20 protein-coding genes are annotated in these 21,605 nt (G+C 63.0%); 8 read left to right on the plus strand and 12 right to left on the minus strand.

All coding sequences use genetic code 11. The annotated features are described in order from the left end of the window. Nucleotides 1–82: 82 nt before the first annotated feature. The 6 genes from AC02Y0_RS14885 to AC02Y0_RS14910 form a co-directional block, all read right to left on the minus strand. A complete protein-coding gene (locus tag AC02Y0_RS14885) occupies nt 83–1,186 on the minus strand; it encodes an FAD-dependent oxidoreductase (protein WP_476379651.1) in 1,104 nt (367 codons plus the stop codon). Beyond that, complete coding sequence (locus AC02Y0_RS14890; RefSeq protein WP_476384049.1) at nt 1,179–1,850, minus strand: ATP-binding cassette domain-containing protein; 672 nt, start codon at nt 1,848–1,850, stop codon at nt 1,179–1,181. Before AC02Y0_RS14890 ends, AC02Y0_RS14885 begins: the two co-directional genes overlap by 8 nt. 2 nt (nt 1,851–1,852) lie before the next feature. After that, entirely contained in the window at nt 1,853–3,541 is a 1,689-nt protein-coding gene (locus tag AC02Y0_RS14895) for an ABC transporter permease (RefSeq protein ID WP_476379652.1), read from the minus strand. 42 nt (nt 3,542–3,583) lie between these two features. Next, complete coding sequence (locus AC02Y0_RS14900) at nt 3,584–4,813, minus strand: ABC transporter substrate-binding protein (protein WP_476379653.1); 1,230 nt, start codon at nt 4,811–4,813, stop codon at nt 3,584–3,586. A gap of 87 nt (nt 4,814–4,900) precedes the next feature. Further along, the gene (locus AC02Y0_RS14905; protein WP_476379654.1) at nt 4,901–5,146 is read right to left on the minus strand and encodes a zf-HC2 domain-containing protein; all 246 of its coding nucleotides are present in this window, start codon (nt 5,144–5,146) and stop codon (nt 4,901–4,903) included. Nucleotides 5,147–5,181: 35 nt separating this feature from the next. After that, the gene (locus tag AC02Y0_RS14910; protein ID WP_476379655.1) at nt 5,182–5,973 is read right to left on the minus strand and encodes a TVP38/TMEM64 family protein; all 792 of its coding nucleotides are present in this window, start codon (nt 5,971–5,973) and stop codon (nt 5,182–5,184) included. Nucleotides 5,974–6,127: 154 nt separating this feature from the next. Here AC02Y0_RS14910 and AC02Y0_RS14915 point away from each other — a divergent pair, with 154 nt between their 5' ends. Then, complete coding sequence (locus tag AC02Y0_RS14915) at nt 6,128–6,736, plus strand: RNA polymerase sigma factor (protein ID WP_476379656.1); 609 nt, start codon at nt 6,128–6,130, stop codon at nt 6,734–6,736. Nucleotides 6,737–6,753: 17 nt separating this feature from the next. Here the strand turns inward: AC02Y0_RS14915 and AC02Y0_RS14920 are convergent, their stop codons facing one another. Together AC02Y0_RS14920 and AC02Y0_RS14925 are read right to left on the minus strand one after the other, a co-directional pair. Continuing rightward, nucleotides 6,754–7,371: a CDP-alcohol phosphatidyltransferase family protein gene (locus tag AC02Y0_RS14920; RefSeq protein ID WP_476379657.1), complete on the minus strand. Its 618-nt coding sequence runs from the start codon at nt 7,369–7,371 to the stop codon at nt 6,754–6,756. Beyond that, complete coding sequence (locus AC02Y0_RS14925; protein WP_476379658.1) at nt 7,368–8,879, minus strand: dihydrolipoyl dehydrogenase family protein; 1,512 nt, start codon at nt 8,877–8,879, stop codon at nt 7,368–7,370. Before AC02Y0_RS14925 ends, AC02Y0_RS14920 begins: the two co-directional genes overlap by 4 nt. Before the next feature lie 34 nt (nt 8,880–8,913). Between AC02Y0_RS14925 and AC02Y0_RS14930 the strand changes: the two genes are divergently transcribed. From AC02Y0_RS14930 to AC02Y0_RS14940, 3 genes are all read left to right on the plus strand, one after another. Further along, nucleotides 8,914–9,093, plus strand: coding sequence for a hypothetical protein (locus AC02Y0_RS14930; protein ID WP_476379659.1), 180 nt, complete (start codon nt 8,914–8,916; stop codon nt 9,091–9,093). Nucleotides 9,094–9,185: 92 nt separating this feature from the next. Beyond that, a complete protein-coding gene (locus tag AC02Y0_RS14935) occupies nt 9,186–10,103 on the plus strand; it encodes a FecR domain-containing protein (protein WP_476379660.1) in 918 nt (305 codons plus the stop codon). A 39-nt stretch (nt 10,104–10,142) separates the two neighbouring features. Continuing rightward, a complete protein-coding gene (locus AC02Y0_RS14940; protein WP_476379661.1) occupies nt 10,143–12,977 on the plus strand; it encodes an EAL domain-containing protein in 2,835 nt (944 codons plus the stop codon). On the opposite strand, the gene AC02Y0_RS14945 is transcribed toward AC02Y0_RS14940, so the two are convergent. Beyond that, nucleotides 12,952–13,314, minus strand: coding sequence for a YbaN family protein (locus AC02Y0_RS14945; protein WP_476379662.1), 363 nt, complete (start codon nt 13,312–13,314; stop codon nt 12,952–12,954). The genes AC02Y0_RS14940 and AC02Y0_RS14945 overlap by 26 nt on opposite strands. 165 nt (nt 13,315–13,479) lie before the next feature. Between AC02Y0_RS14945 and AC02Y0_RS14950 the strand changes: the two genes are divergently transcribed. The 4 genes from AC02Y0_RS14950 (at nt 13,480) to aguB (ending at nt 18,565) form a co-directional block, all read left to right on the plus strand. Beyond that, complete coding sequence (locus AC02Y0_RS14950; RefSeq protein ID WP_476379663.1) at nt 13,480–14,733, plus strand: NAD(P)/FAD-dependent oxidoreductase; 1,254 nt, start codon at nt 13,480–13,482, stop codon at nt 14,731–14,733. A gap of 284 nt (nt 14,734–15,017) precedes the next feature. Next, nucleotides 15,018–16,376: a glutamine synthetase family protein gene (locus AC02Y0_RS14955; RefSeq protein ID WP_307369511.1), complete on the plus strand. Its 1,359-nt coding sequence runs from the start codon at nt 15,018–15,020 to the stop codon at nt 16,374–16,376. Nucleotides 16,377–16,385: 9 nt separating this feature from the next. Then, entirely contained in the window at nt 16,386–17,684 is a 1,299-nt protein-coding gene (locus AC02Y0_RS14960) for an NAD(P)/FAD-dependent oxidoreductase (RefSeq protein WP_476379664.1), read from the plus strand. A gap of 11 nt (nt 17,685–17,695) precedes the next feature. Beyond that, nucleotides 17,696–18,565, plus strand: coding sequence for an N-carbamoylputrescine amidase (gene aguB / locus AC02Y0_RS14965; RefSeq protein WP_476379666.1), 870 nt, complete (start codon nt 17,696–17,698; stop codon nt 18,563–18,565). Nucleotides 18,566–18,568: 3 nt separating this feature from the next. On the opposite strand, the gene AC02Y0_RS14970 is transcribed toward aguB, so the two are convergent. The 3 genes from AC02Y0_RS14970 to rirA all read right to left on the minus strand — a co-directional run bounded on the left by AC02Y0_RS14970 (nt 18,569) and on the right by rirA (nt 21,477). After that, nucleotides 18,569–19,102 (minus strand): gluconokinase, encoded by a 534-nt coding sequence (locus tag AC02Y0_RS14970; protein ID WP_476379668.1) that lies wholly within the window; start codon nt 19,100–19,102, stop codon nt 18,569–18,571. A gap of 50 nt (nt 19,103–19,152) precedes the next feature. Further along, on the minus strand, nt 19,153–20,817 hold the full coding sequence (locus tag AC02Y0_RS14975) for a GMC family oxidoreductase (RefSeq protein WP_476379670.1): 1,665 nt from the start codon (nt 20,815–20,817) through the stop codon (nt 19,153–19,155). Nucleotides 20,818–21,000: 183 nt separating this feature from the next. Further along, complete coding sequence (gene rirA, locus AC02Y0_RS14980; RefSeq protein WP_102019226.1) at nt 21,001–21,477, minus strand: iron-responsive transcriptional regulator RirA; 477 nt, start codon at nt 21,475–21,477, stop codon at nt 21,001–21,003. Between the last annotated feature and the right edge of the window lie 128 nt (nt 21,478–21,605).

Here is a 21,605-nt window from a genome sequence, read left to right on the forward strand (position 1 = left end):
TAATCACGTTGCTAAACGCGCAACCCCGATGCTGGCTCCACGGGTCGGAAAAAATATCAGCGGCCGGCGCTTGGGGCCTCGTTCAGCGGTAGCGCCGCATGAACCGGCTATCGATGCGGTGCTTCCAAAGGGCCACCCAGCGGCCGAGGATCGCGAAGCCCCATTTGTCGGCAATGGCCCGTCCGTCGGCGAGCGAGATCAGGACCAGCCAGGAGGTCTGGGGGCGATAGGGCTTGAGGCTTTTATCCACGAGGCTGCGATGGATATTCTCGGCCAGCACCGGCCCCTGACGGACAGCGAAAACGCCGGCCTTCGGACGGGGGCTCGGCAGGGATGCAACGTCACCGGCCGCGAAGATCTCCGAATGCGATAGGGATCTCAAGGTCTCGTCGACACGGATGAAACCCTTTTCGTCGAGTTGGAGGCCGGTCTCGCGCAGGAAGGCGGGCGCTCCGCTCGACGTCGTCCAAACGACCTCGTCTACTGAGAGCCGCCGCCCGTCACGCGCGACCAGTTCGCCGTCGCTGAAGGCCACGACATCGAAAGCGGGGTGGTGGGCGATGCCTGCTTTTCGCATTTCCCGTTCCAGCAGTCGTCGTGACCAGCGGCTGCGTTCCGGAACCGGCTCCGTCGCCCGACCGACGAGGGCAATACCGATACCGCGTCGCTCCAACCGGCGCTTCAGCGCAAAGGCTACCTCGACGCCAGCGACCCCCTGCCCGACCACCGCCAGTGTCGAGAGCCGTCCCTCTCTCGCCAGCGCATCAAGCCGCGCAAGCCGATCGGCAAAACTCGCGATCGGCTTCACGGAGATGCCGGTCGATATGCCCTTAGGCAGTGATGGGGTGGAGCCGATATCGATCGAGAGCAGGCCGTAGCCGAGGCTTTCGCCGCTCGCGAGCGAGACCACGTGGTGTTCCGGGTCGATGCCGGTTGCAGCGGTTTCGAGGAAGGTGACGCCGGCGCGTGTGCACAAGGCAGCCAGGTCGATATGGAAATCGTCGAAACTGTATTCCCCGGAGATATGGCCCGGCAGCATGCCGGAATAGGGCGCATGGCGAGAGGGTGAAACCAGCGTGATCTGCGCGCCGAAGCCGAGCTCGCCCAGCCGGCGCACCACTTCGACATGAGCGTGGCCACCGCCGAGAAGGACGACCGGGACGGGCATTTCGCGTCCCTCAGCCATCCAAGGCGTCCTTCATGCCGATACGGTGAACGGGACCTCGAGCAGCAGCTGCATCCGCCTCATCATGGGTAACGAGAATGACCGGCAGGCCGGCGGTCCTTGCGCGCTCGAACACCAGGGTCCGCATCTGGGCGCGCAGCTCCATGTCGAGTTTGGAGAAGGGTTCGTCGAGCAGCAGCAATCTGGGGCGGGACACGAGAACGCGGGCAAGCGCCACCCGCGCCTTCTGCCCGCCCGAAAGCGTGGCCGGGTCGCGGTCGGCAAAACTTGTGAGGTCCATTTCAGCCAGAATGTCTGCTGCGATCTGCCGGCGCTGGCGGCGATCCGACACATCAGCGGGTATGGCGAAGGCAACATTGGCCCCGACCGACATATGCGGGAAGAGCAGTGGGTCCTGAAATAGGATCCCCGCGCGGCGTGCTTGCGGCTCCAGTGACAGGAGGTCAACGTCATCGACGGAGACGGTCCCCTCGGCGCGGAACGCCGGATCGAGGAAGCCGCCGATGAAGGACAGCAAGGTGGATTTCCCCGATCCCGACGGTCCCATGACGGTAAAGACCGAACCGGCAGGCACATCTGCGGTCAGCTCGATCAGGCTGACATCATCGAGGCGGATCAGGATATTCGAGAGGGAGAGGCCGTTGGCGGGCGGTCGTTGGAGCATCATCACACCCTCATGTCCCGGCGATTGCGGTGGAGTGCTGCGGGGATCAGCGCGGCAAGCGCGAAGGCGAGGAAAGGCAGGATGGTCTGCAGCAGGGCATAGACTCCGATGACGCGACGGTTGTTTCCGGAGGCGAGAGCTACGGCCTCCGTGGTGATGGTCGAGAGCCGCCCCTCGCCGATCAGCAATGTCGGCAGATACTGCCCGACCGAGACGGCAAAGCCAACGGCGAGCGCCGTCAGGATCGGACGGATCAGCATGGGCAGGCGGATCGACAGGAGCACCGAAATCCGCGACCGGCCAAGGGCTGTAGCGATAATCTCGTAGCGACGGTCGAGTGCCCGCCAGGGATCGGCCAGCGAGAGGAAGACATAGGGCAGCACGAAGACGAGGTGGACGAGCACAAGGGCTGTGATCCTGTGTTCGCCGCCACCGCTGCCAATGAAAAGAAGCTGCAGGCCGAAAACGAAGGTGATCTGCGGCACGATCAGCGGCAGATAGAGCATCAACAGCGCCTTCTCGCCGACTCTGCGTCCCGTCTGAAGCTCCCGTTCGAGGCAACCGATGGTCAGCAGGATCGCCATGAGCGTCGAGGCGAGGCCCGTCACCAGCGTCGTCACCAGCGGGTCGGCAATGCGCGGCAGGGCGCTCATCCAGCTTCTGAGCGCAAAGCTCTGCGGCAGGAGATCGGGAAACTGCCAGAGACCGGCGAGAGACCAGACGGCGAGAATGGCAAGGCCTGCAAACACCGCGCCGCCGATCAGGCCGACGACCAGGACCGATGCGCGGCGCAGGAACTGGTCGCGGAGGAACCGCCAGCCTTTTTCTCTCGTGCCGCGAAGCAAGACGGACGCCAGACGTTCGAGGGCAAACCAGGACAGCAGTGCGACAAGGGTAAGGCCCAGTTGCAGAACGGCACCGGCCGAGGCGAGGAAACGCGCCGACAGATCCGGATCATTCATCCACTGGACGAGCCGGGTTGCCAGCGTGCCGGGCAGGTTGGGTCCGAGGATAAGGGCCACGTCCACCACCGAGGACGAGTAGGCAATGACGGCATAGACGGCGAAACGGATCTGCCGGTAGAGCGCCGGCCAGAGCAGGTAGATAAAGCCCGCGATCCGCCCATAGCCGAAGGAGGCGGCAAGCCTTCGAGCCGCGGCGAGTTCGACCTGCGGCAGGGCTGCAAGCGTCACCAGAAAGAGGAACGGCGTTTCCTTGATCACCAGGCCCGCGATCATCGTCAGCCCCATCGGATCATGCGGGATGAGAATATCCGGCGGCCGGTCGATGCCGAGAAGTGGCGCGACGAGGCGGATGAGGAAGCCTGATGGAGCTATCAGGAAGGCAAAGCCGAAGGCGGCGGCCGCATGCGGAACCGCCAGCAAGGGCGACAGCAGATGCTGCAGGCGCGACAGCGTCGGTGTGCCCGCGTAACTCGCAATGAAGATCAGCGTGATGCCGAGAGAGATGAACGTGGCGGCAAGCCCGGTTGCCACACTCAAGACTGCGGCTGTCGCCAGGCCCGGTGTCGCCGCAAGGTCTCGAAAGGGTTGCAGGCTGAGATGATCTCCGCCGAGCGCTGGCAGATAACCGAAGGCCGGCAGCAGCGTCCCGAGAAGCCCGAACGTAATCGGCAATACCAGAAGGCCAAGCGTGAGGGCGACCGCACTCCTCGGGAGACGTGCGGTCAATCCGTTCACCAGAGAGCGATCGGTCGTGCGGACTGCCACAGCTCAGTTGCCGCTGGCATAGCGCCGGCGCCACTCGACCTCGATGCGCTCTATCCAGCTCGCATGCGGCTCGGCAATCACGGGGCCGAGCTTGTCCGGCGAGAGCGTTGCGACGCCGAGGTCAAGCGCTGCGAAGGCGGCACGATCGGCTTCCGGAAGCTTCGGCATGGCGAGAACGGTTGGATCCCCCCAATAGGCCGGGTCCTGCTTGCGAAGCTGGGCTTCCGGCGAGATCAGGAAGTTCGCCGTCAGCAGCGCCCCCTCCTTGGCACTGGCATTGTAGGGAATGGCGACGAAATGGGTGTTGCCGAGCGTGCCGCCAGAGAAGGTGAAGGAGCGTACGGTCTCAGGCAGTTCACCCGCCTTGATGCCGGCAGAGGCTTCGGACGGATTGAAGGCGAAGATGATGTCCAGTTCGCCGTCAGCCAGCTTCTGCTTCATGTCCGGATAGTTCTGCGGGAAGGTCTTGCCCGAACGCCAGGCCACCGGATGCAACTGATCGAGATAGGCGAACAGCGGCTCGACATCCTGCTCGAAGCTCTCCTCGACCACCGGCTTCGCCAGCTTGGCGGGATCGGCGATCACTTCGCTCAGCACCTGCTTGAGGAATGAGGAGCCGATGAAATCCGGAGGCGCGGGATAGGAGAAGCGGCCGGGGTTGTTCTTCGCCCAGTCGAGCAGTTGGCTGGCATTGTCCGGCAGGTTTGATGCTTCGGTGCGGGCGCTGTCGTAGAAGAAGACCATCTTCGCGCCGCCCCAGGGGCTTTCCAGCCCGTCCGTCGGCTCGGTAAAGTCGGTCAGGATGGTGGGCTGGTTCTCGATATCGACATAACGCCAGTTGGGCAGCGTGGTTGCCCAACCGGGGGTAAGAAGCAGATCCTGCTGCTTCATCGAGACGAAGTTCTCGCCATTGATCCAGATGAGATCGACCGACCCGCCCTCGTTCTTGCCGGCGGCTTTCTCGGCGATCACCTTGGCAACGGCGCTTGCGGTATCCTCGAGCTTCACCTGCACCACGGTCACACCGTAGCGCGACTGCATTTCGGCGCCGACCCATTCGAGATAGGCGTTGATGTTTTCAGACCCGCCCCAGGCGTTGAAATAGACCGTCTGGCCGGACGCTGCCTTTTCGATGCCAGCCCAATCGGTCAGCTCGGGGCCAGCAGCCTTCGCCGGAACGATACTTGTGGCTGCCATCAGTGCGGCGGCGAAAATCCCTGTCATCAATCGCATTGTGTGCCCTACTCCTTCAAAGTCGACCGCCGGACGCTGAAGCGTTGCGGCTCCTGTTTGAACTACGGTTCAGAGATCCGGCGGATCTCACGTTTTCTTGCCAGACCCCATCTGTCGTCGCGCAAGTGCGGCCTTGATCTCCTCGCCCGGCACCGGATCATGCATGGCATCTACTATTGCGGTCAGATCATCGGTGATGCGCATCTGCTCGATAAACGCCCGGCATCCCAGGCACATGGCCAGATGAAGCTTGATGTTGAGTCGCGGCCAGAAGCCGAGGTCGCCATCGATCAGAAGGCTGGCGCGCTCGGCGACTTCACTGCATCGAAACATGGCTCAGCCCTCCCCGGACATGGTGAAACGAAATCTCATGGCGACGTCCTGCGCTTGCGGATCTGGCGCACCAGCGTCGGGATCAGCGCCACTAGCGCCAGCGCGAAGAAGGCGAGCGTGATGTCGCGCGTTACGAGATCCGAGATCTGCGCTTCCCGGCCACTCGCCTGTGCCGCCACCAGCACACTATCGACGCCCTGGCCGAGATAGGCATAGGCGAAGGTGCCGGGCAGGATGCCGAAGAACGTGGCGGCGATGAACCGGCCGAGGCTGATGTCGAAGAGGGCAGCCGCAATGTTGACGACGAAGAAGGGAAAGACCGGGGCGAGACGGATGACGAAGAGATAGCCGAAGGCATTCTCGCGAAACCCATCCGCCATCTTCTTGACGACGCCATCGACCCGGTGGCGCAGAAAGTCGCCGAAGGCAGAGCGCGTGGCGAGAAACAGGAGCGCCGCACCGATTGTGGCACCGATAGCAACCAGCGCGCCGCCGATCATCCAGCCGAAGAGAAAGCCGCCGAAGATGGTCAGCACGGAGGCTGCCGGAAACGAGAAGGCGACAGCCAGAATGTAGACGGCGAGGAACAGCAGCGCGGACCAGAGAGAATTGGCATCCACATAGGCCCTCAGAGCCTGACGTTGTTCCGCCAGAAATCCGAGGCTGAGATAGTCCTGCAGACCGAGGGCATAACCGAGTGCAAGCCCGGCGACGACGAGGACGACAGGCGTATAGCGCCAGAGGCTGCCTCGACCAACAGCCTCCTTCGAGGAAGTGGGTTCGTCCTCCGGGGGACGGCCGTGCTGCGGGGGACGGCTATCATTCATCGCAGTTTCCTTGATACGCCCGCGCGCCCTGTAAGATCACCGGTTCCGGCGCGACTGATCCCACATGGTCACTATGGCTTGATGGGGTCGAATGCTGCTGGACATGGAAGGCGATTGTTTTGCTAATGGCGCCCGAGCTGAGGCAGGGGGCGGCGTGGCGCAGGATGAAGGTGACGATCTGGCTCTGGCGCGGCACCTCGTTGATGGGGATGCTGCAGTCTTCGAGCTGCTCTATCGCCGGCACAATGCCGCGATGATCCGCTTTTGCGCGGGCATCGTCCGGTCGCGCGACATCGCGGAAGAAGTGGTCCAGGACACCTGGGTGGCTGTGCTCGGCCGCATCGATCTCTTCGAAGGACGCGGGTCGCTCGCAAGCTGGATCTATACGATCCTCCTCAACAAGGCCCGCAGTCGCGCTCGCCGCGAAGGCCGCATCGTGTCCTTCGACGATCTGGGGGATGGCAATGGTCTCGGCGAGGCTTTTGACGGGCGCGGACACTGGCGCACCGTACCCGAGCTCTGGGAAGATCTGACGCCCGAGCGCCACATCGAGGGTCGGAGCGTTCTGCAACACGTCGAGGCGGTCATCGAAACGCTGCCGCCGGCGCAACGGGCGGTGCTGATCCTGCGCGGCCAGCAGGAGCTCGATCCGGCAGAGGTCTGCGCTCTGCTCGACATCTCCGAGGGCAATATGCGCGTGCTTCTTCACCGGGCGCGGCTGAAGGTTCGCAATGCGCTCGACCGGCTGAATGTTGGCCTCTGACCGAGACTGGGCAAGGCTCATCGGTCTTCTCCCGAGAATGCAAGCCAAGCCTGACGCCAGCGAATGACTGTCGTCAGCGCGCAAAGAGCGGCAAAGCCATAGGCAATCAGCGGGAAGTTTTGCGGCAGGAGGCACATGACGACGAAGATCGCGATCGTCTCGAAGCCTTCGGCCAGACCGCCGGCGTAGTAGATGCCCTTGGTGGGGAATTCCGGCGCCTTGCGACCAAGCTTCGCAGCGACAGCCGAGAAGGCAAGGAAAGACGATCCGGTGCCGACGAAGGAGACGATCAGAACGGCTGCGGGCAGCGCATTGGCCTCAGGGATCGCCACCGCAAAGCCGAGCGGGATCAGCGCGTAGAAGACCATATCGAGCGCGATATCGAGATAGGCGCCACGATCCGTTGGGCCATGAATGCGGGCGACCGCGCCGTCGAGGCCATCCAGCGCACGGTTCACGAGGATCAACAGAAGTGCTGCCAGGAAAGAGCCGAAGCAGAGTGCAGCGAAGGCGCCGAGCCCTGCGAGGAAACCGACAAGGCTGATCTGATCTGCCCGCACCCCGCGATGCGCCAGGAATTCGGCGACCGGCTGCAGGGCCGCCTTCTGCAGCGGCAGGATTTTCGCATCGATCATCCGCGCCTCCAGGTCTGGAAGCGTTCGAGCAGTGACAGGAGAAAGCCGTTGATGTGATTGCGGCGCCACTGGCCGGCGACCATCTTGTTGGCCTCGGCCAGCGTCGGGTAGATGTGGATCATGCCGAGGATCTTGCCGAGGCCGTGGCCGTGCTTCATGGCAAAGACGAATTCGGTGAGCAGGTCGCCGGCGTGTTCACCGACGATCGTGGCGCCCAGGATCTTGTCCTTGCCCGGCACGGTCAGCACCTTGACGAAGCCGCGGGCGGAACCATCGGCGATCGCGCGATCGAGATCGTCGATGCCGAAGCGGGTCACCTCATGCGGGATCTTCTTCTCCCTCGCCTCGGCTTCGGACAGACCCACTCGCGCCACTTCCGGATCGGTGAAGGTCGCCCAGGGGATGACGCTGTAGTCCGCCTTGAAGCGCTTGAGATCACCGAATAGCGCATTGATCGCCGCGAACCAGGCCTGATGGCCGGCGACATGGGTGAACTGGTAGGGCCCTGCGACATCGCCGGCCGCCAGGATGTTCGGATGCAGTGTCTGGAGGTATTCGTTGGTTTCGACGACCCTGTCCACCTTGATGCCGAGGTCTTCGAGCCCGAAGCCCTTCAGCCGCGGCGCGCGTCCCACCGCAACGATGATCTCGTCGAAGCCGATGCGGAACTTGGCGCCGTCCTTCTCGACCTCGATCCACTTCTCGCCGGCATCCGCGCCACAGGCGACCGCCTTGTGGCTGGTCAGGACATTGACACCGTCCGCCTTCATCGAAGCCTCGACCAGCGCGGCTGCATCCTCGTCCTCGCGCATCATAAGACGCGGTGCCATCTCGATCTGCGTGACCTTGGAGCCAAGCCGCGCAAAACTCTGCGCCAACTCGCAGCCGATCGGCCCTCCGCCCAGAACGACGAGCCTCTGCGGCACGGCGGGGCGATCGCGAAGGCGTTCCCACAGGGTGTCCGAGGTGAGATAGCCGATCTCGGCAAGGCCTGGGATCGGCGGCACGAAAGGCTGCGCACCGGTTGCGATGATGATCGCGCGCGTCGTCAGACGCTGCGTGCCGCCGTCGTTCAGCGCGATCTCCACCGTCCAGGGATCGATCAGCTTGGCATAGCCTTGCCGAACTTCCACGCCGAGGCCGGTGTAGCGCTCGACGCTGTCATGCGGCTCAATCTCGGCGATCACCTTGTGGATCCGCTCCATCACGGCGGAGAAAGGCACCTTCGGCTCGACCGGCTCCAGACCATAGTGGTCGGCATGGCGCATCTGGTGGGCGACCCTGGCGCTCTTGATCAGCGCCTTCGAGGGTACGCAGCCGAAGTTGAGGCAATCGCCGCCCATCTTGTTCGCCTCGACCAGCGTCACCTTGGCCTTGGCGGCGGCGGCGATGTAGGCCGAGACCAGGCCGGCAGAGCCCGCACCGATGACAACAAGGTTGCGATCGAAGCGCTTGCGCCGTTGCCAGTCGGAGCCGGGTCGGGTCGTTTTCGGCTCTGTGCGGTCCATGCGTGCCTCTGCGCGTAAGGGGGCTTGTAGTGACATGACACTCAACGAAGCCGATTGTTACACAGCGACGGTCATTTTTCTGCAGATGGTGGAAAACGGGCAGGCCAAGCGTCGCCACCAGCGGTGCGAGCAGGCTTTCGAATCGTCGGCGGCTGCAAACATAGACAAAAGCGATGCACGGCCGTCCGCTTTCCCTGAACCGTCCAACTCGTGACCAAAAATGGGGCGCTTTGTAAAACCGCGCCACCAAATTCAGAAGAATCTTAAGGAACAGATGCTCAATTAGCACTCAAGGGAGTGCCCAACATGCGCGTTATCGTTTCCACCATCGTCTGTCTTGTTTTTGCGTGCCTTTCCGTGTCCGTTGCGGCGGCCGCCGAGGATTGGGTCGCAGCGCGCGCCACGAGCGAAGTCTCTTACACGACCGACAAGGAAACCTGGGTTCCGCTGCGCAAGGGCATGGCAGTGCCGAACAAGGCCTGGATATCGACCGGTCCGCGCGGGCGCCTGCAACTGGTGCGCGGCGCCGAGAGCATCGCCTTCCAGCCCAATACGCTCGCTTCGATCATCACCCGGGGCAGCACGATCAACCGCAAGACAGAGGTCGTGCAGCAGGTTGGCGAGATCAGCCTGGAAATCGAGAAGCGCCAGAAGCCGCATACGACTGTGCAGACACCTTTCCTCGCCGCCGTGGTGAAGGGAACGCGCTTCACCGTCCAGGTTGGCAAGAGGGATGCGGCCGTCGCCGTCGATCGTGGCCTCGTGCAGGTCACCAGCTTCCGCAGCGGCGAACGCAGCGAGCTATCCGCGGGTCAGGGTGCTCGGGTCGATGCAACGGGAATGACGGTCGCGGGGATTTCGCAGAAACCAAGTATCAGCCGTGTCGCTCCCTCGTCTCCTGCTGTGCCTGCCGTCGGAAGTGTGAAGAGCGATGCCGCAACGTCGGACAAAGGCAGCAGCACATCGAATGGCAAGTCCAAGGCCGAGAGCGCGGGCAAATCCTCGGACAAGGACAATTCCTCGTCGAACAGCAATGCCGGCGGCAACGGCAAGGGCAATTCCGGCGGTAATGGCAATGGCAATTCCGGAGAAAACGGCAACAACGCTGGCGGCAATGGTGGCGGCAATGGCAACGCTGGTGGCAACGGCAACGGCAATGCCGGCGGAAACGGCAAGGGCAAAGGCAAGGGCGGTAGCGATGACGATGACGGTGACGATGACTGATCCGAGCGATTCAGCCGTCGGCAAGCCTTCGGTCTGCGCATGACGGGTCGCGCCACAACATTGCGCGGCACCCTGTCGTCCCTGACGTCGCTCAGACTCGCCATGATCGCGATGATCATGGCGCTCCCCTTTCTGCTGCCGTCACTCTCCGTCGTGCAGCATGTCGACAACGAGTTGATCGCCTTCCGGGCCGCTGCGGCTCCTCGTGACGCCAGCGGCGACTTCGTCTTCGTCGCCATCGACAAGAAAAGCCTGATCGAGGTCGGCACCTGGCCATGGCCGCGGGACGTGCATGCCGAGCTGATCGACCGGCTGGTTGCGGCCGGCGCCCGAGACATCTTCCTCGACATCGATTTCAGCACACCTTCTCGGCCGGAAAGCGATGCGCGGCTGGCCAAGGCCCTCGAGGATGCCGGCGGCGGCGTGATCCTGCCGATGTTTCGCCAGCAGTTCGGAGCACAATCGAACGCTCCGCTGACGCTGACCTCGCCCATTCCGCTCTTTGCAGACAACGCCTGGACGGCACTGGTGGACGTTTCACTGGATGCAGACGGCCTGATGCGATCCTTTCCGGTGACGGATGTTGTTGACGGCATCCCGACCCAATCGGCACCGGCGGTCCTGGCCGGCTACAGCGATGCCCGCACCGCCCGGCTCGACATCGACTTTTCCATCAACCCGGAGACCGTGCCCACCTATTCCGTCGCGGACGTCCTGTCCGGGGCAGTGGCAGGCGAGGCTCTGAAGGACAAGGCCGTTGTGGTCGGGGCCTATGCCACCGAACTGAAGGATCTCTTTGCAGTGCCGGTCTATGGCATCCTCAGCGGGCCTATGCTGCATGTGCTTGCAACGGAGACACTGGTGCAGGACCGGTTGCTGACGCGCCTGCGGGCAGAGCCGATCGTGCTTCTGCTCGCAGCCCTGATCATCGCCTATACGCTGACCTTCCATCGCCTTTCGCTGGCCGTACCGCTCGCAGCTTCGGCGTCGATCGTGACCCTCGGAGAGGCGGCGGCCTTTCTCCTCTACAAGAACGAAGCGATCGTCTTTCAGACAGCCACGATCTGGGCCGTGCTGGCCTTCGGCTTCCTGATGCTGATGGCGGAGAAGATCGGTCTTAATGGCTGGCTTGCCGAATTGGCGATCACCGAGAACCGCGACATTCGCCGCGTGCTCAAGCGGGTGATCAACGACAGCGTCGACCCGGTCATCGTGCTCGACCAGCAGCGCAACCTGCTGGATGCCAGCCACACTACGACCGACATGCTGGAACTGGACGAGCCGGTAACCCGGGGCACCAATCTGAGCAGCTTCGTGCCGCGCGCGTTGATGGACGCGGTGCTTGCGCTCGAAGCAAACCATGCCGCCGAGCCCGACCGGGCGCATAGCGCGCCTCTGTCCTTCAGCATGCCGGGGCGAACCGGGCGCCGGCATCTCGAAGCTGTCATCACCATTTCGCCCTATGAGAGCGGCAGGGGCAAAGGCCATTCCTCGGTCGGAACCCATGTCACCTGCATCAGCCTGCGGGACATGACTGCACGGCATCTTTATGAAACCAAGCTCGAGGAGATGGCCCGCGTCGACGACCTCACGGGGCTTCTCACCCGGCGGGGCCTTGGCGATGCCATGGCGAAGGTTGGTCGTGGTTTCTCGGTTTTTGCCATCGATCTTCACCGCTTCGGCCACCTGAATGAAACGCTCGGTCGGGAAAAGGGTGACAGCGTGCTGCAGGCCGTCGCCGCGCGGCTGCGTCGCCATGCCGGCATCGATGGCCTTTGCGCACGGCTGGCGGGGGACGTGCTCTGTCTGGCAACGCCGGGCATCGAAGGTGAGCCCGCTCTGGCCGAAAGCGCCGAACGGCTGCTTGCCCTCTTCGATGCGCCTTTCGGTGTCGAGGGCATCAAGATCGAACTGAATGCGCGGGTGGGCGCCTGCAGCGGGTCGCTCGATCTCGGCGATCCCGGCAAATGGGTGGAGGCAGCAGAACTCGCGCTGATCGAAGCGAAGCGGGTCGGCGGCAGCGGCTGGCGGGCCTATGATCCGTCGTCGGCGCTGCGCCGGGCGCGCTCGCGCCTTCTGGAAGCGGAGATGCGCGGCGCCCTGGAACAGGGCCAGTTCTTCCTCCTCTATCAGCCGCAGGTCGCGCTGAAGACCGGGCGGTTGGTCGGCGCGGAGGCACTGTTGCGGTGGCAACATCCGACACTCGGCATGATCTCGCCGGCCGAATTCATCAGCATCGCAGAAGCCAACGGCTTCATCTGCGATCTCGGCCAGTTCATGTTCAAGGAGGCCTGCAAGGCCGCCACCAGCTGGCCGGCGCATGTCAGCGTCGCCGTCAATATTTCACCGGTGCAGTTTCTGCGCGGCGACCTGCTTTCCGATATTCGCGCGGCGCTCACCATCAGCGGGCTCGCACCGCACCGCCTCCATGTCGAGATCACGGAATCGATCTTCCTCGAAAAGTCAGAGGAGCTTCTGGAAAAGCTGGAGGCGCTGCGCGGTCTCGGCGTGACCATCGCGCTCGACGATTTCGGCACCGGCTATTCGTCGCTCAGCTATATCTCCAGCTTGCCGCTGGACAAGCTGAAGATTGACCAGTCCTTCATCCGCGAGATGGTGAGCGACAGCGCGGCGCAGACCATCGTGCAGACGGTCACGACACTTGCGCATGGTCTCGGTCTCAAGGTTGTCTGTGAAGGCATCGAGAATGCCCTGCAGTGTGAAATGCTGGCCGCGATGCAGTGTGAAGAAGGACAAGGCTATCTTTTCGGGCGACCGCAATCTGCCAGCCAGATCCAGGCGCTTTCGGCAGCCCATTCGCTGCTGGCGAGCAGCGATGCGATCGGTGTCAGTGGCCTGGCGCAGGCCGGGTGAGCACGAAGGCCGCGCAAGCGACGAGGATCAATCCGATCAGCAGCTTCAGCCAGAGCTGCGGCGGCCCGAAGAAGATAACGATGCCGTAGCTTACCGCCATCAGCGAGACCGAGGCGATCTTTGCCCTTTGCGAGATCGCACCCTCACGGCGCCAGTCGATCAGCGGCTGGCCGAAACGCGGGTGGTCGAGCAGCCATTGCTCGAAGCGCGGAGATGAGCGCGCGAACAGCGCTGCCGCCAGGATCATGAAGGGTGTCGTGGGCAGGACCGGCAGGAAGATGCCGATGACACCGATCCCGACCATCAGCCAGGCGCAGCCAAGAATGAGCAGGCGCATCAAATCCCCTTCGCTGGCTGCCGTCGCTTCGACTGGAGATATGGCATGATTCGGGATCGGCAAGGATTTTGAGGATTGCGGCAAATGCGGCGATTTTTCGTTTGCGCCGCAACAGGCTGAAATGCATCCTTGCCCGGCAATCCCACCTTCAGGAATTCAACTGACATGTCCAAGGTTACCCTCGTGCTCGGCGCCGGCATTATCGGCGTTTCCACAGCCATCCATCTCGCCCGTCGCGGGCGCTCGGTGGTGCTGGTGGACCGCCGGGGTGCCGGTGAGGAAACCTCTTTCGGCAATGCGGGTCTCATCCAGCGCGAGGGCGTGGTGCCCTATGGCTTCCCGCAGGACTTGAGCCTGCTGATCCGCTACGGCTTCAACAACCGGATCGACGCACATTACCATGCAAGCGCCATCCTGAAGCTCGTGCCGTTCCTGTCGCGCTACTGGTGGCATTCGAACAAAAGCCGGCATGAGGTGATTGCCCGCGCCTATGCGCCGCTCATCGAAAACTCGATCACCGAGCATCAGGACCTGATCCAGGCTGCCAAAGCGGACCACCTGATCCGCAAGGACGGCTGGATGGAGATCTTCCGCACGACGGCCAAGCGCGACACGGAGCTTGCCGAAGCGGCTCGCCTCGCCCGCGAATACGGCGTCAGCTACCGGGCCTTGAACCGCGAAGAGCTGGCCAAGGAAGAGCCGCATATTCGCGGCGATTTCGTCGGTGGTCTGAAGTGGAACGACCCCTGGTCGGTCACCAATCCGCATGGTCTGACGCAGGCCTATCTCACCTATTTCCAGTCGCTCGGCGGACGCTTCGTCAAGGGTGATGCCACATCGCTGGAAACAGGCGCTTCGGGTAAAGGCTGGCGCGTGAAGACCGATGACGGCTTGGTCGAGGGCGACGATGTGGTGCTGGCACTTGGCCCCTGGTCTGAGGAAGTCACCCGCAAATTCGGCTACCGCTTCCTGCTTGGCGTCAAGCGCGGCTACCACATGCATTATGCGCCCGAAGGCAATGCCGTCCTCAACAACTGGACCATGGATGCCGAGCGCGGCTATTTCCTCGCGCCAATGGAAAAGGGCATTCGCCTGACGACGGGGGCGGAGTTTGCCAATCGCGATGCGCCCAAGTCTCCCGTCCAACTCGCCCGGGCGGAAAAGGTGGCGCGCGAGATCTTCCCGCTGGCCGACCGGCTGGACGCCGAACCCTGGATGGGCGCCCGCCCCTGCACGCCCGACATGATGCCGGTTATCGGCAAGGCGCCGCGCCACGAGGGCATGTGGTTCGCCTTCGGGCATGCGCATCACGGTCTGACGCTTGGGCCTGTGACTGGTCGTCTGATCGGGGAAATGATGGACGGGGAAAAGACATTCATCGACGCCAAGGCCTGGAGCCCTGAGCGTTTTCGCCCCTGAAAAACAAAGCTTTTCTAGCCCCCTTCTCAGGGGGCTAGCCTTTTTGGCGCCGAGGTGGTAGTCATTCCGAATAATTTGATCAAATTGTTTCCCGGTGGAAACAGGCCGGAACGAAGCACGCGTCGCAAGAACGCCGCCGGTCGAGGGGATCAGGAAGAGACGGACAGTGGCATGCGCCGGTGTTTGATCCATAACGCGAAAAGCGTCTATCGTTAGCGGACCAGCATCCGTTCGCGCTCCATTGCGCGTTTCGAACCCGATCGACATCAGCCACACGGTGATCCATGGACATGGCCGAAGAGGCACGCGAATTCTTCGCGGCAAATCCCGATATTGAAGTACTTGAAGCATTCGTCATCGACGTGAACGGCGTGCCACGCGGCAAGTGGATCCCGCGCGAGCGGGCCATCGACGTCTTGACCAAGGGCATGGCAATGCCGCGCTCGGTCTATGCGCTCGACGTCTGGGGCCGTGACGTGAATGCCGCGGGGCTTGCCGAAGGCACCGGCGACCCTGATGGCATATGCTTCCCCGTTCCCGGCACGCTTTCCCGCGTGACCTGGCTGTCGCGCCCGACGGCGCAGGTGCTGTTGCAGATGTACACCCCGGAAGGCGAGAGTTTCTATGCCGACCCGCGCCAGGTGCTCGGCCATGTGCTCGACCGCTTCAAGGCGGCGAAACTGACGCCGGTCGTTGCCACAGAACTCGAATTCTACCTGATCGACCCGGTTCGCTCAGCGCTCGACCCGGTGCGCCCGCCGAACACGCGTGACGGTCGCTGGCATACCGGCCAGACGCAGGTTCTCTCGATCTCCGAGCTGCAGGATTTCGAAGAGGTCTTCCACGGCATTTCGACGGCCGCCCGCGCCCAGAATGTGCCAGCGGATACGACGCTGCGTGAAAACGGCCCTGGCCAGTACGAGATCAACCTCAACCACGTGCCGGATGCGCTGGCGGCTGCCGACTATGCGGTCCTCCTGAAGCGCATCGTCAAGGGCGTGGCACGTGCCAGCGACCTCGACGCCACCTTCATGGCCAAGCCCTACGGCACCCAGGCAGGCAGCGGCATGCATGTGCACTTCTCCGTTCTCAACGAGAAGGGCGAGAACATCTATGTCGGCGAGAACGGCCCATCGGACGCCCTCTTCCATTCAGTCGGCGGTCTCTTGGAAAGCATGGGCGAGAGCATGGCGATCTTTGCCCCGCACCAGAACTCCTATCGCCGGCTGCGCCCATCCGAACATGCGCCGACCTATGCGTCCTGGGGCTTCGACAATCGGTCTGCCGCCGTTCGCGTCATCACTGCGTCGAAGCCTGCGACCCGCATCGAACATCGCGTCGCGGGATCCGACACCAATCCCTATCTCGTCCTGGCGATGATCCTGTCGGCGGCGCTCGCCGGCATGAAGGAAAAGCTTTCGCCCGGTGGCGCGATCTCCGGCGACGACCATGCCGTCAACCACGAGCCGCTGCCGACCAACTGGGACTACGCCCTGCAGCGCTTTGCCAAATCGAGCTTCGCCTATGCGGCGCTCGGGCCGAAATATCGAAGCCTTTATACCGCCTGCAAGCAGCAGGAACTCTCGGAGTTCTCGCTGCGCGTCACCGACGTCGAATACGACGCCTATATCCGGACCGTGTGAGGTGAAGCCATGACGAAGTCGATCGGACCCAATCCCGGCCATGCGGCCACCTATTACGCAGCCTCTGCCCGCGACAAGCGGGTGCGCCCGAAGCTGGATGGCCAGCACACGGCCGATATCTGCATCATCGGCGCTGGCTTTACCGGCATTTCGGCAGCCCTCGAGCTCTCCGAAAAGGGCTATGCCGTCATCGTTCTCGAAGGCGATCGCATCGGCTTTGGCGCCTCGGGTCGCAATGGCGGCCAGATCGTCAACGGCTATAGCCGCGATCTCGAAACAATCGCCAAGCGCTACGGCCAGGACAGGGCGGATCGGCTCGGCGAGATGTCGCTGGAAGGCGGCCGGATCATCCGCGAGCGCGTGGCCAAATACGGGATCGAATGCGATCTCGTCGACGGCGGTTTCTTCGCAGCCTTCACCGACAAGCAGGTGAAGGAGATGGCAGACGTCCGGGCGCACTGGATGAAGCATGGTCATGACGGGCTGGAGATGGTCTCCAAGGCCGAGGTCGCCAAGTATGCGAAAACCGATCGTTATGTCGGCGGCATGATCGATCGCCATGGCGGCCATATCCATCCGCTCGATCTGGTGCTCGGCGAGGCGGCAGCGGCCGAAAGCCTCGGCGCCAAGATCTTCGAGAACTCAAAGGTCGTGCATCTCGATACCGGCCCGCAGCCCTTCGTCTGCACCGAGGGCGGCATCGTCAGGGCCAAGCACATCCTCGTCTGCGGCAATGCCTATATGGCCGGGATCGCGCCGAAGGTGACAGAAAAGATGATGCCGGTTTCCAGCCAGGTGATGGCGACCGAACCGCTGGACGCTAAGCTGATTGAGGAGCTGTTGCCGTCCAACTACTGCGTCGAGGATGCCAACTACGTGCTCGACTACTACCGTCGCACGGCCGACAACCGCCTGCTTTATGGCGGCGGCATCGGCTATGGCGGCCAGGATCCGAAGAACCTGACGGGCGTCATTCGGCCAAACATGCTGAAAACATTCCCGCAGCTGAAGGACGTTAAGATCGACTTTGCCTGGAGCGGCAATTTCGCGCTGACGCTGACGCGTATCCCGCATATGGGCAAGCTGTCGGACACCGTCTACTTCTCGCATGGCGACAGCGGCCACGGCGTGACCACGACGCATCTGCTTGGCAAGATCCTCGGCGAGGCCGTGCATGGCCAGATGAGCCGCTTTGATGTCTGGTCGTCGCTGCAGGCCTATCCCTTCCCGGGTGGGCGCATGTTCCGCGTGCCGTTCACCGCGCTTGGTGCATGGTATTACGGCATGCGCGACCGGCTCGGCGTATAAGGAGAGATCAGATGACCCGCACCGTTACCGTCGCCGCCACCCAGATGGCCTGCAGCTGGGATCTGCCCGGCAATATCGCACGGGCCGAAAAGCTCGTGCGCGAGGCAGCATCCAAGGGTGCGCAGATCGTGCTGATCCAGGAGCTGTTCGAGGCGCCCTATTTCTGCCAGGACCAGATCGCGGAATTCTTTGACCTCGCCAAGCCTGCCCATGACAACGCGCTCATAGAGCACTTCGCATCACTCGCCGAAGAGCTCAACGTCGTCATTCCCGTCAGCTTCTTTGAAAAGGCCGGGCAGACCTTTTTCAACAGTGTCGCCATCGTCGATGCGACCGGCGACGTGCTCGGCATCTATCGCAAGAGCCATATTCCGGATGGCCCTGGGTATACCGAGAAGTTCTACTTCTCGCCCGGCGATACCGGTTTCGAAGTCTGGGAAACCCGACACGCGGCGATCGGCGTCGGCATCTGCTGGGACCAGTGGTTCCCGGAGGCGGCCCGTGCCATGGCGCTAGCGGGCGCCGAACTTCTGTTCTATCCGACTGCGATCGGCTCGGAGCCGCAGGATGCAAGCCTCGACAGCTCCGGCCATTGGCAACGGGTGATGCAGGGCCATGCGGCGGCCAATATCATGCCGGTCATCGCGTCGAACCGCATCGGCAAGGAGGACGGTCGCAAGGGCACCTCGCTCACCTTCTACGGCTCGTCCTTCATCTGCGACCAGACTGGCTCAATGGTGGCGACCGCCGACCGGGAGACGGAGACCGTGTTGACGGCGACCTTCGACCTCGACGGCATTGCCCGTCAGCGCGCCAGCTGGGGCCTGTTCCGCGACCGCCGTCCGGAGCTTTACGGCCCGCTGTTGGGTTACGAAGGCTGAGGCTCAGGCTTCCGCTTTCAGGCCGTTGAGCGCATCGGTAACGATGCCCTCGACCGGCTGGTCGATGGAGACAGTGACAACGCGGGGTTCGCCGGTCGGCACTTCCAGCGTGGCGAGCTGGCTGTCGAGCAGCCCGAGCGGCATGAAATGGCCGGTGCGGGCGCCCATGCGCCGTCCGAGCAGCTCGCGAGATCCGTGCAGATAGACGAAGGAAAGTCGGTCGCCGGTCGCGGCGCGCAGATGCTCGCGGTAGATCTTCTTCAGCGCCGAGCAGGACACGATGATCCCCTCCCCGCGCGCCAGAGCGTCCGCAATACGCTCGCCAATCACGGTCAGCCAGGGCCAGCGATCCTCATCGGTGAGCGGTGTTCCAGCCGCCATCTTCGCGACATTGCTTTCCGGATGCAGCACATCGCCTTCGATGAAGGCAAGCCCGAGCCGCTGTGCCAGCGCCTCACCGACCGAAGATTTGCCGCAGCCGCTGACGCCCATGACGATCACCGCCTGCGGGGCGATTGGCAGAATTTCTGGCGGCATTCTCTTCCTCTTCATGCACCCTCATCCAAGGGTGGCGACAATAGGAAGGTTCAGGCGAAATGCAATCCGCTCTCGCTGTTCGCGCCCTTTGTGGCCACCCGTTCCCTTGCCGGTCGGACCTCCGCCCGGATAGCGGCCGCGATCTTTTCCGCCATCATGATGACAGGTGCATTGGTGTTGCCGCCGATCAGGCGCGGCATGACGGATGCGTCGACGACGCGTAGCCCCTCGACGCCGTTGAGCTTGAGGCTGACATCGACGACCGCGGCCGGATCCGAGCCCATGCGGCAGGTGCCGACGGGGTGATAGATCGTATCGGCGCGGGCGCGGATGGCTGCGTCGAGTTCGGCGTCTGTCGGTCCGGCGGGATAGAGTTCGGCACCGCGATATTTGTTGAGCGCTGGCGCCGCCACGATCTGCGCCATCACCCGGGCGCCCTTGCGCAGAGCATCCATGTCGCGCGCATCCGAGAGGAACGCGGGGTCGATGAGCGGGGCGGCCATGGGATCGGCGCTCGCGAGGCGTACAGTGCCGCGCGAATGGGGGCGCAGCACGCAGACATGGCAGGAATAGCCGTAGCCCCAATGCATCTTGCGCACGTGGTCGTCGACCATGGCGACCAGGAAATGCAGCTGGATATCCGGCCGGTCGAGTGACGGATCGGTCTTCAGGAAGGCTCCCGATTCCGCGCAGGTCGAACGCAGGTGACCCATGCGCTCGGTGCGCCATTCATTGGCCGCGCGCATCAGATCCCGCGCAGCCGTCAGCCCCATGCCGAACATGTCGGTGTCCGGCGAGCGGAAGATCATCGTGTAATCGAGATGGTCCTGGAGGTTTGCACCAACCTCCGGGCTGCCGGCAACGACGCTGATGCCGAGAGAGGTCAGATGATCCGCGGGACCGATGCCAGACAGCATCAGGATCTGCGGCGATTGCAAAGCGCCTGCGGACAGCAAGACTTCGCGGCCGGCGCGGACGACCCTTTGCTCCTTGCCATGGCGATAGGCGACACCGACCGCCCTGCCCCGCTCGACGATGATGCGCGTGACCTGAGCCTCGGTGATGACAGTCAGATTGCGGCGCGTCATCACGTCGTGCAGATAGGCGCCCGAGGCCGAGCATCGCTCGCCGCGTTTCGGACCGTTCCAGAACTGTGTCGTCTGATAGACGCCGGCCCCCTCCTGAACTGGGCCATTGAAATCGTCGTTCTGACGATAGCCGGTCTGTTCGCAGGCTTTCAGAAAGGCCTGGTTGATCGGGCGCGTCCAGTTCTGGTCGCAGACCTGCAGCGGTCCGCCGCGTCCGTGCAGATCGTCAGCACCACGAATATTGTCTTCCGACTTCCTGAACCAGGGCAGCACATCGTCCCAGGACCAGCCCTCGCAGCCGAGTGCGGCCCATTCGTCATAATCGCGTGCATGGCCGCGCACATAGAGCATGGCATTGATGAGGCTCGACCCGCCAAGGCCCCTGCCTCGCGGCTGGTAGCCCCGGCGGCCATTCAATCCGGGTTGCGGCACCGTGGAGAAACGCCAGTTGGCGCTCTTCACATGGCCCGGCACGACCGCGGCTGCAGCCATGGGCACACGGGCAAAGATGCCGTCGCCGCGCCCCCCGGCCTCGAGAAGGCAGACGGTGAGAGAGGGATCCTCGCTCAGTCTCGCCGCAAGGACCGACCCGGCCGAGCCCCCGCCGATGATCACGTAATCGTACATGCTCTCCCCCAGAGACCACCGGCAGCACAGCATTTCCACTGCGCCTACATTAAGCAGATTTAAATTGCCGTGAACGTAAGCGTAGCATAGCGGCGGGGGGACGCAAGACCGTCTCAAAGGCTTGCGGCGCAAAGAAAAACCCGCCTTGCGGCGGGTTCAACCAGACTGATGATTTTGGATGGTTCAGGCGGCCGGTGCGGCTGCAACACGGCGCGGCTGCAGTTCGTCGATGCCGAGCAGGAAGTTGATCTGCGGGCGGGCCTTGACCAGGTCATCGATCGTGTATTCGGAGAGCACGTCGAAGAAGGCATTGAGCGCCTTGCGCAGCGCCGAGTTGAGACCGCAGCTATCGATCAGCGGGCATTCGACGTCACCGTCGTCCTCAAAGCACTCCGCCATGGCGAAGCTGTCTTCGGTCACCTTCACGACATCGAACAGCGTGATCTTTTCGGCCGCACGGCCCAGACGCACACCGCCGTTACGGCCACGCACGGTTTCCACCAGACCGGCCTTGTTGAGCGGCTGCAGAATCTTGAACAGGAAGAGTTCAGAAACGCCATAAGCCCTGGCGATTTCCGGGATCCGGCTCAGCTGGTCGCTGTTGGCTGCGCAATACATCAGCATGCGCACGGCGTAATTTGTCTGCTTTGTCAAACGCATGCACGATTCCTCTGTTTTGTTGGCCCTTATATAGCGCCTTTTGCAGTTTTGAACAATTCCAAAATACTCAAGTTCACGACTCACGTGTCCGTGATTAAAGTCGAGTGCAATTGACAGCTTATATGGAT

The organism is Allorhizobium sp. nf9_anc (genome assembly GCF_056323085.1).